Annotated in this window: 5 protein-coding genes; 3 read left to right on the top strand and 2 right to left on the bottom strand. The window is 70.4% G+C overall.

Annotated features, from left to right (window positions below):
- Window positions 1–1,354: glycoside hydrolase family 6 protein (locus AB0O34_RS10460; protein WP_363914836.1), on the top strand; the 1,354-nt coding region annotated here is incomplete at its 5' end.
- Window positions 1,355–1,474: 120 nt separating this feature from the next.
- Here the strand turns inward: AB0O34_RS10460 and fdhA are convergent.
- On the bottom strand, window positions 1,475–2,698 hold the full coding sequence (fdhA, locus tag AB0O34_RS10455) for a formaldehyde dehydrogenase, glutathione-independent (RefSeq protein WP_363914834.1): 1,224 nt from the start codon (window positions 2,696–2,698) through the stop codon (window positions 1,475–1,477).
- A 362-nt stretch (window positions 2,699–3,060) separates the two neighbouring features.
- On the opposite strand from fdhA, the gene AB0O34_RS10450 reads away from it, so the two are divergent.
- Window positions 3,061–4,503, top strand: a complete 1,443-nt coding sequence (locus AB0O34_RS10450) for an MFS transporter (RefSeq protein ID WP_363914832.1) — start codon at window positions 3,061–3,063, stop codon at window positions 4,501–4,503.
- On the top strand, window positions 4,500–4,916 hold the full coding sequence (locus tag AB0O34_RS10445) for a MarR family transcriptional regulator (RefSeq protein WP_363914830.1): 417 nt from the start codon (window positions 4,500–4,502) through the stop codon (window positions 4,914–4,916). Before AB0O34_RS10450 ends, AB0O34_RS10445 begins: the two co-directional genes overlap by 4 nt.
- 67 nt (window positions 4,917–4,983) lie before the next feature.
- Here AB0O34_RS10445 and AB0O34_RS10440 read toward each other — a convergent pair whose 3' ends face one another.
- Complete coding sequence (locus AB0O34_RS10440; RefSeq protein WP_363914828.1) at window positions 4,984–6,081, bottom strand: family 2 encapsulin nanocompartment cargo protein polyprenyl transferase; 1,098 nt, start codon at window positions 6,079–6,081, stop codon at window positions 4,984–4,986.
- Window positions 6,082–6,425 lie beyond the last annotated feature (344 nt).

Raw genomic sequence — 6,425 nt, 5'->3', positions numbered from 1 at the left:
GAACGCCAGCAGCGCCAACGGCACCCGGGCCATCACGGTCGCCTCCTCGGGCCTCACCTCGGTCACGGTCACCGCGTCCGTTCAGGGCGGCGGCAACTCGGGCACGCACGTCGACAACCCCTACGCCGGCGCAACCGGCTACGTGAACAGCGACTGGTCGTCCAAGGCCGCCGCCGAGCCGGGCGGCTCCGCCGTCGCCAACATCTCGACGGGCGTGTGGCTGGACCGCATCGCCGCCATCGCCGGCTCGTCGAGCGCCAAGGGCCTGCGCGCGCACCTCGACGCGGCCGTCCAGCAGGACGCCGCCAACGGCAGCACCCCGCTGACCATCCAGTTCGTCATCTACAACCTGCCGAACCGCGACTGCTCGGCCCTGGCCTCCAACGGCGAGCTCAAGATCGCTGAGAACGGCCTCAGCCGGTACAAGACCGAGTACATCGACCCGATCGCCGCGATCATGGCCGACCCCCAGTACGCGGGACTGCGGATCGTGACGATCGTCGAGATCGACTCGCTGCCGAACCTGGTCACCAACACCAACCTCGCGGCCTGCGCCGAGGCACAGCAGTCGGGCGCCTATGTCCAGGGTGTGCAGTACGCCCTGAACAAGCTGCACGCGATCTCGAACGTTTACACCTACATCGACGCGGGGCACCACGGCTGGCTCGGCTGGGACACCAACTTCGGCCCGTCGGCCCAGCTCTTCGCCAGCACCGCGCGCGGCACCACCGCGGGCATGGCCAGCGTCGACGGCTTCATCACCAACACCGCCAACTACTCCGCGCTGAGCGAGCCCTACTTCACCGTGAACTCCACCGTGAACGGCCAGTCGGTGCGCCAGTCCCACTGGATCGACTGGAACTTCTACGTCGACGAGCTGACCTACGCCCAGGCGTTCCGCCAGCGGCTCATCACCGAGGGCTTCCCGTCGACCATCGGCATGCTGATCGACACCTCCCGTAACGGCTGGGGCGGCTCGGCCCGGCCCACCGGCCCGAGCACGTCGACCGACGTCAACACCTTCGTGGACCAGTCCCGCGTCGACCGGCGGGTCCACGCCGGCAACTGGTGCAACCAGAACGGCGCCGGTCTCGGCGAGCGTCCGAGGGCGAACCCCGCGACCGGCCTCGACGCCTACGTCTGGATCAAGCCTCCGGGCGAGTCCGACGGCTCCAGCTCGGCCATCCAGAACGACGAGGGCAAGGGCTTCGACCGGATGTGCGACCCGACCTACACCGGCAACGACCGTAACGGCAACAACGCGACCGGTGCTCTGCCGAACGCTCCGATCTCCGGTGCCTGGTTCTCGGCGCAGTTCCGCCAGCTCCTCCAGAACGCCTACCCGGCGCTCTAACCCGCCAGACCGCGGGCCCCGTCACGGCTGACTCGTGGCGGGGCCCGCCACCAACCACCGTCGTGGTCCTGTCCCGGAGGGGGTCCCCCCCGGACAGGGCCAGGACGCGCATGTACGCCTCTACGTGCGCGAGTGAAGCAACCCGTGCGGGTCAAGGACGAACTTGCACGCCGCGCCCTTGTCGAAGTCCTCGTAGCCCCTGGCGGCCTGGTCGAGCGGGATCGGCGTCGCGTTGACCGCCTTGGCTATCTGCACCCGGTCGTGGAGGATCGCCATCATGAGCTGCCGGTTGTAGCGCATGACGGGGCACTGGCCGGTGAAGAAGGCGTGCGACTTGGCCCAGCCGAGCCCCAGCCTGATCGACAGCGAGCCCTCCTTGGCGGCCTCGTCGGCCGCGCCCGGGTCGCCGGTGACGTACAGGCCAGGGATGCCGATGGCGCCGCCGGCCCGGGTGATCTCCATCAGGGAGTTGAGCACGGTGGCGGGCCGCTCGGTCCGCGCCTCCCTGCCGTGGCCGCGCGCCTCGAAGCCCACCGCGTCGACGGAGCAGTCCACCTCGGGGACGCCCAGGATCTGCTCGATCTGATCCCCCGGATCGCCCTTGGACACATCGACGGTCTCGCAGCCGAAGCTGCGGGCCTGCGCCAGGCGGTCCTGGTTCAGGTCGCCGACGATCACCACGGCCGCCCCCAGCAGGAACGCCGACGCGCCCGCCGCCAGCCCCACCGGGCCGGCGCCCGCGATGTAGACCGTCGATCCCACCCCCACCCCCGCGGTCACGCACCCGTGGAAGCCGGTGGGGAAGATGTCCGCCAGCATGGCCAGGTCGAGGATCTTCTCCATGGCCTGGTCCTTGTCGGGGAACTTCAGCAGGTTCCAGTCCGCGTACGGCACGAGCACGTACTCCGCCTGCCCGCCGACCCATCCGCCCATGTCCACGTACCCGTAAGCCGAACCCGGCCGGTCGGGGTTGACGTTCTCGCAGATGCCGGTCTTGCCCTCCTTGCAGTTCCGGCACCGGCCGCAGGAGATGTTGAACGGGACCGACACCAGGTCGCCCACCTTGATGAACTCCACGTCGGGGCCCAGCTCCACGACCTCGCCGGTGATCTCGTGGCCCAGGATGAGCCCTTTGGGGGCGGTGGTGCGCCCTCGCACCATGTGCTGGTCGCTGCCGCAGATGTTCGTGGCGACGGCCTTGACGATGGCTCCGTGGGGGACCTTGCGGCCGACATTGGCGGGGTTCACCCCCGGCCCGTCCTTGAGCTCGAACTCCGGGTAGTCGGTGTCCTCGACCGCGACCTTGCCGGCGCCCCGATACGCGACCGCCTTGTTACCGGGCATGGTCCACCCTCTCCCGCCTCGTCGCCATCCTCGCCATCGTCGCCGGAGGCGCCGCGGAACGAGTGGGGGACAGCCGCGAGTGCCACGCTGCCGGCAGCCGTACGTCCTCGGCCGCGCGTGACCGGCCGCTGTCCCCCCTGAGCGCGGCGACGGCGGAGCCCGGCCCGAACGCGCTGCGCGGCACCCTTCAACGGCCCGAAGGCGGGATCCGTCGCGGGTAACCGGCCATCGCACGCCCCCACGACACTGGTTCTTCCCGGACATCGGCCATATATCCGCTGGTCATAGGCATAAATCAGGCTATAGGTGGCATTGGTTGTACTCTTAATACCGTTGTACGCCTACAACCTCCTGGGAGGGACGTGACCGAGCTCAGCCACCGCCGGCGCATGCTCGTCCTGCTGATCTGCTGCATGAGCCTGCTCATCGTCGGGCTCGACAACACCATCGTGAACGTCGCCCTTCCGTCGATCGAGCGCGACCTCCACGCGCCGGTATCGGGGATGCAGTGGACCATCGACGCCTACACCCTCGTGCTGGCGAGCCTCCTGCTCCTGTCCGGCTCGACGGCCGACCGCGTCGGGCGCCGCCGCACCTTCCAGATCGGCCTGGTGGTGTTCGCGGCCGGCTCGCTGCTCTGCGGCCTCGCGCCGAGCCTCGGCTGGCTGGTGGCCTTCCGGGTCCTGCAGGCCATCGGGGGCTCGATGCTCAACCCGGTCGCCATGTCGATCATCACGAACACCTTCACCGAGCCGAGGGAGCGTGCCCGCGCCATCGGCGTGTGGGGAGGCGTGGTCGGCATCAGCATGGCGCTCGGCCCGGTCGTCGGCGGCGTGCTCGTGGACTCGACCGGCTGGCGCTCGATCTTCTGGATCAACGTGCCGGTCGCGGCGGTCGCCCTGCTGCTCACCGCGCTGTTCGTCCCCGAGTCCCGGGCACCCCGGCCCCGCCGGATCGACCCCGTGGGCCAGGTGCTGGTCATCGTGACGCTGGCCTCACTCACGTACGCGATCATCGAGGTGCCGGCCAGGGGCTGGAGCTCCCCGGTGATCATCGCGTTCTCGGTCGCCGCCGTGGCCGCGCTCGCCGCCCTGATCGTGTACGAGCTGCGCCGCCCGGAACCCCTGATCGAGCTGCGGTTCTTCCGCAGCGTTCCCTTCTCGGGGGCGTCGGTCATCGCGGTGAGCGCGTTCGCGGGGTTCGGCGCGTTCCTGTTCCTCAACACGCTTTATCTGCAGGACGTGCGGCAGCTCTCGCCGTTCCACGCGGGGCTGTGCACGCTGCCGATCGCGGCCATGGCGGTGGTGTTCGCCCCGCTGTCCGGCCGGCTGGTCGGGGAGCGCGGTTCCCGGCCTTCGCTGATCATGGCGGGCCTCGCCATCACGGCCAGCGGCCTCATGCTCACCCGGCTGACCGCGACCACGCCCCTTCCCTGGCTGCTCGCCAGCTATACGGTCTTCGGCTTCGGGTTCGCCATGGTGAACGCGCCCGTCACCAACACCGCCGTGTCCGGTATGCCCATCGCGCAGGCCGGAGTCGCGGCGGCCGTCGCCTCGACGAGCCGCCAGGTCGGCCAGTCGCTCGGGGTGGCCGTCGCCGGGTCGGTGCTCGCGTTCGGCATGACCGGATCGCTGCGGGACGGGTTCACCAAGGCCAGTCTCGCGGGCTGGTGGATCGTCGCCGGGTATGGGGCGATCGTGCTCCTGCTCGGTATCATCACCACGGGCAGATGGGCGAAGGGCACCGCGGAGCGGACCGCGGCGCGCCTCACCGTCGACGACACGAGGATTCCCGTCACGTCATGAGCCACGACCCCCAGATGGCCACCCGTGTCTGGCACGGCATGCGCGCTCTCGTCCTCGACCGGTACGACCGGCGCAAGGAGGTCTGCGACGCGCTCGACATGAGCTTCATCAGAGTCAAGGCGCTGCGCCGGCTGGCCGTGGCGCCGCTCACCATGCGGCAGCTCGCCGCCGAGCTGGCGACCGACGCCCCCTACACCACGCTGGTCGTGGACGACCTCGTACGGCGGGGCATGGTGGTGCGCGACGTCCACCCCGAGGACCGGCGCCAGAAGATCGTGACCGTGACCGCCGAGGGCGAGAAGGCCGCCTCGCTCGCCGACGCCATCTTGGGCGAGCCGCCCCCGCCCCTGCGAGACCTCGACCTCGCCGACCTCGCCGACCTCGACCGCATCATCGCGGCCCTGACCCGCTGACCGCGTCACCAGAGGCCGACGGGCGGGCGAGGCCCCGGGGCCTTCGCCGCCGGAGGTGCCCCTACGCTCAGTGGTCGCGCTTGGTGACCAGGCGGGCGAGGCTGGTCAGCTCGGTGGCGGCCCTTGGCGCGGGGTCGGCGGATGTCAGGTGGCCGAGCGCCTCGACCAGCAGGTCGTCGGCCCGGGCCTGGCTCCAGGCACGGCCGCCCGCGGCCTCGATCAGCTCGGCGGCGTGGACGAGATCGGGACCGGTGAGCTCCTGCTCGCGGCGGTAGAGCGTTGCCAGCTCGTCACCCGCCGGTGTGCCCGAGGCCAGGGCGGCGACCACGGGCAGGGACTTCTTCCGGTTGCGCAGATCGGAGTAGACGGGCTTGCCCGTCACCGCGGGATCCCCCCAGATGCCAAGGAGGTCGTCCACGAGCTGGAAGGCCAGCCCCAGGCGGTCGCCGAACCCGCGCAGACGCTCTATCTGCTCCGGGGTGCCGCCGCCGAACAGGGCGCCCAGGGCGCACGCGCCGCCCAGCAGGGCTCCGGTCTTGCCCTCCGCCATGCTCACGCACTCGGACAGGCTGACATCGGCACGTGCCTCGAAGGCCGTGTCGGCGCTCTGGCCCTCCACCAGGTCGAGGACCGCGGCGCCGAGCACCCGGGCCCCGTCGGGGGCGGCGGGATGGCCGTCGGCGCCGAGCACGTCGAAGGCCAGCGTCAGCAGAGCGTCACCGGCCAGGATGGCCGCGCTCACACCGAACACGCTCCAGGCCGTGGGGCGATGGCGGCGGGTCACGTCGCCGTCCATCACGTCGTCGTGCAGAAGCGAGAAGTTGTGCACCAGCTCCACCGCGACCGCCGCCGACATGGCCCCGAGATTGAGCCCCCCGGCCACCCCTGGATCGGTGGGGCTCCGTACGGCCTTGGCGGACAGCAGGTCGGTGGGGGTTCCCACCGCTTCGGCGGACAGGAGGACGAGGGCCGGGCGGATGGCCTTGCCTCCGCTGGTGGTGGCCGGCCTGCCGTCCTGGTCCTGCCAGCCGAAGTGGTACTCCGCGATGCGCCGCATCGACGCGGGCAACGTCTCCACCGCGGACCGCAGGGCGGGACCGGTCAGGTCACGGCTCCAGGCCAGCACCTCGTGTGCCGGCCGGCCCGTGGTCATCACCTTGGTCATGCGCGCGACCCCTTCCCTCCGTGCCTGAACTCGGTGTGTTCGAATGCCCCGAGCACGCCGGGGAAGACTTTCATCGACTTCATCACATTTATCGCGGTCATTCCCTGTCGTGACCCCAGAAAGCTGGTCTCTTCACTGTAAAACCGGGCCGACTGCCGGCCCATGGACGGCGTGTCCGGATGTCACGCGCGGCCGGCGGACGCGCATGGAGAGCCGGGCGACACGAACAGCCGCCTGGCGTTTCCACGGTGGTTTCGGACGTGCCTCAGTGGGATGGTTTCGGCCGTGCGTCAGTGGCCGATTTCGACGTGTTCGAGGATGCCGAGTGCGTCGGGGACCAGGAC

The organism is Sphaerisporangium sp. NPDC088356, from assembly GCF_040685555.1.
Classification (GTDB): Bacteria; Actinomycetota; Actinomycetes; order Streptosporangiales; family Streptosporangiaceae; genus Sphaerisporangium.
This window is presented reverse-complemented; position numbering and strand designations above follow the sequence as displayed.

What these genes read in the sequence shown, in the direction of transcription:
- fdhA (WP_363914834.1), bottom strand. Translation starts at nt 2,698, where the DNA reads ATGCCCGGTAACAAGGCGGTCGCGTATCGGGGCGCCGGCAAGGTCGCG.
- AB0O34_RS10445 (WP_363914830.1), top strand. Translation starts at nt 4,500, where the DNA reads ATGAGCCACGACCCCCAGATGGCCACCCGTGTCTGGCACGGCATGCGC.
- AB0O34_RS10440 (WP_363914828.1), bottom strand. Translation starts at nt 6,081, where the DNA reads ATGACCAAGGTGATGACCACGGGCCGGCCGGCACACGAGGTGCTGGCC.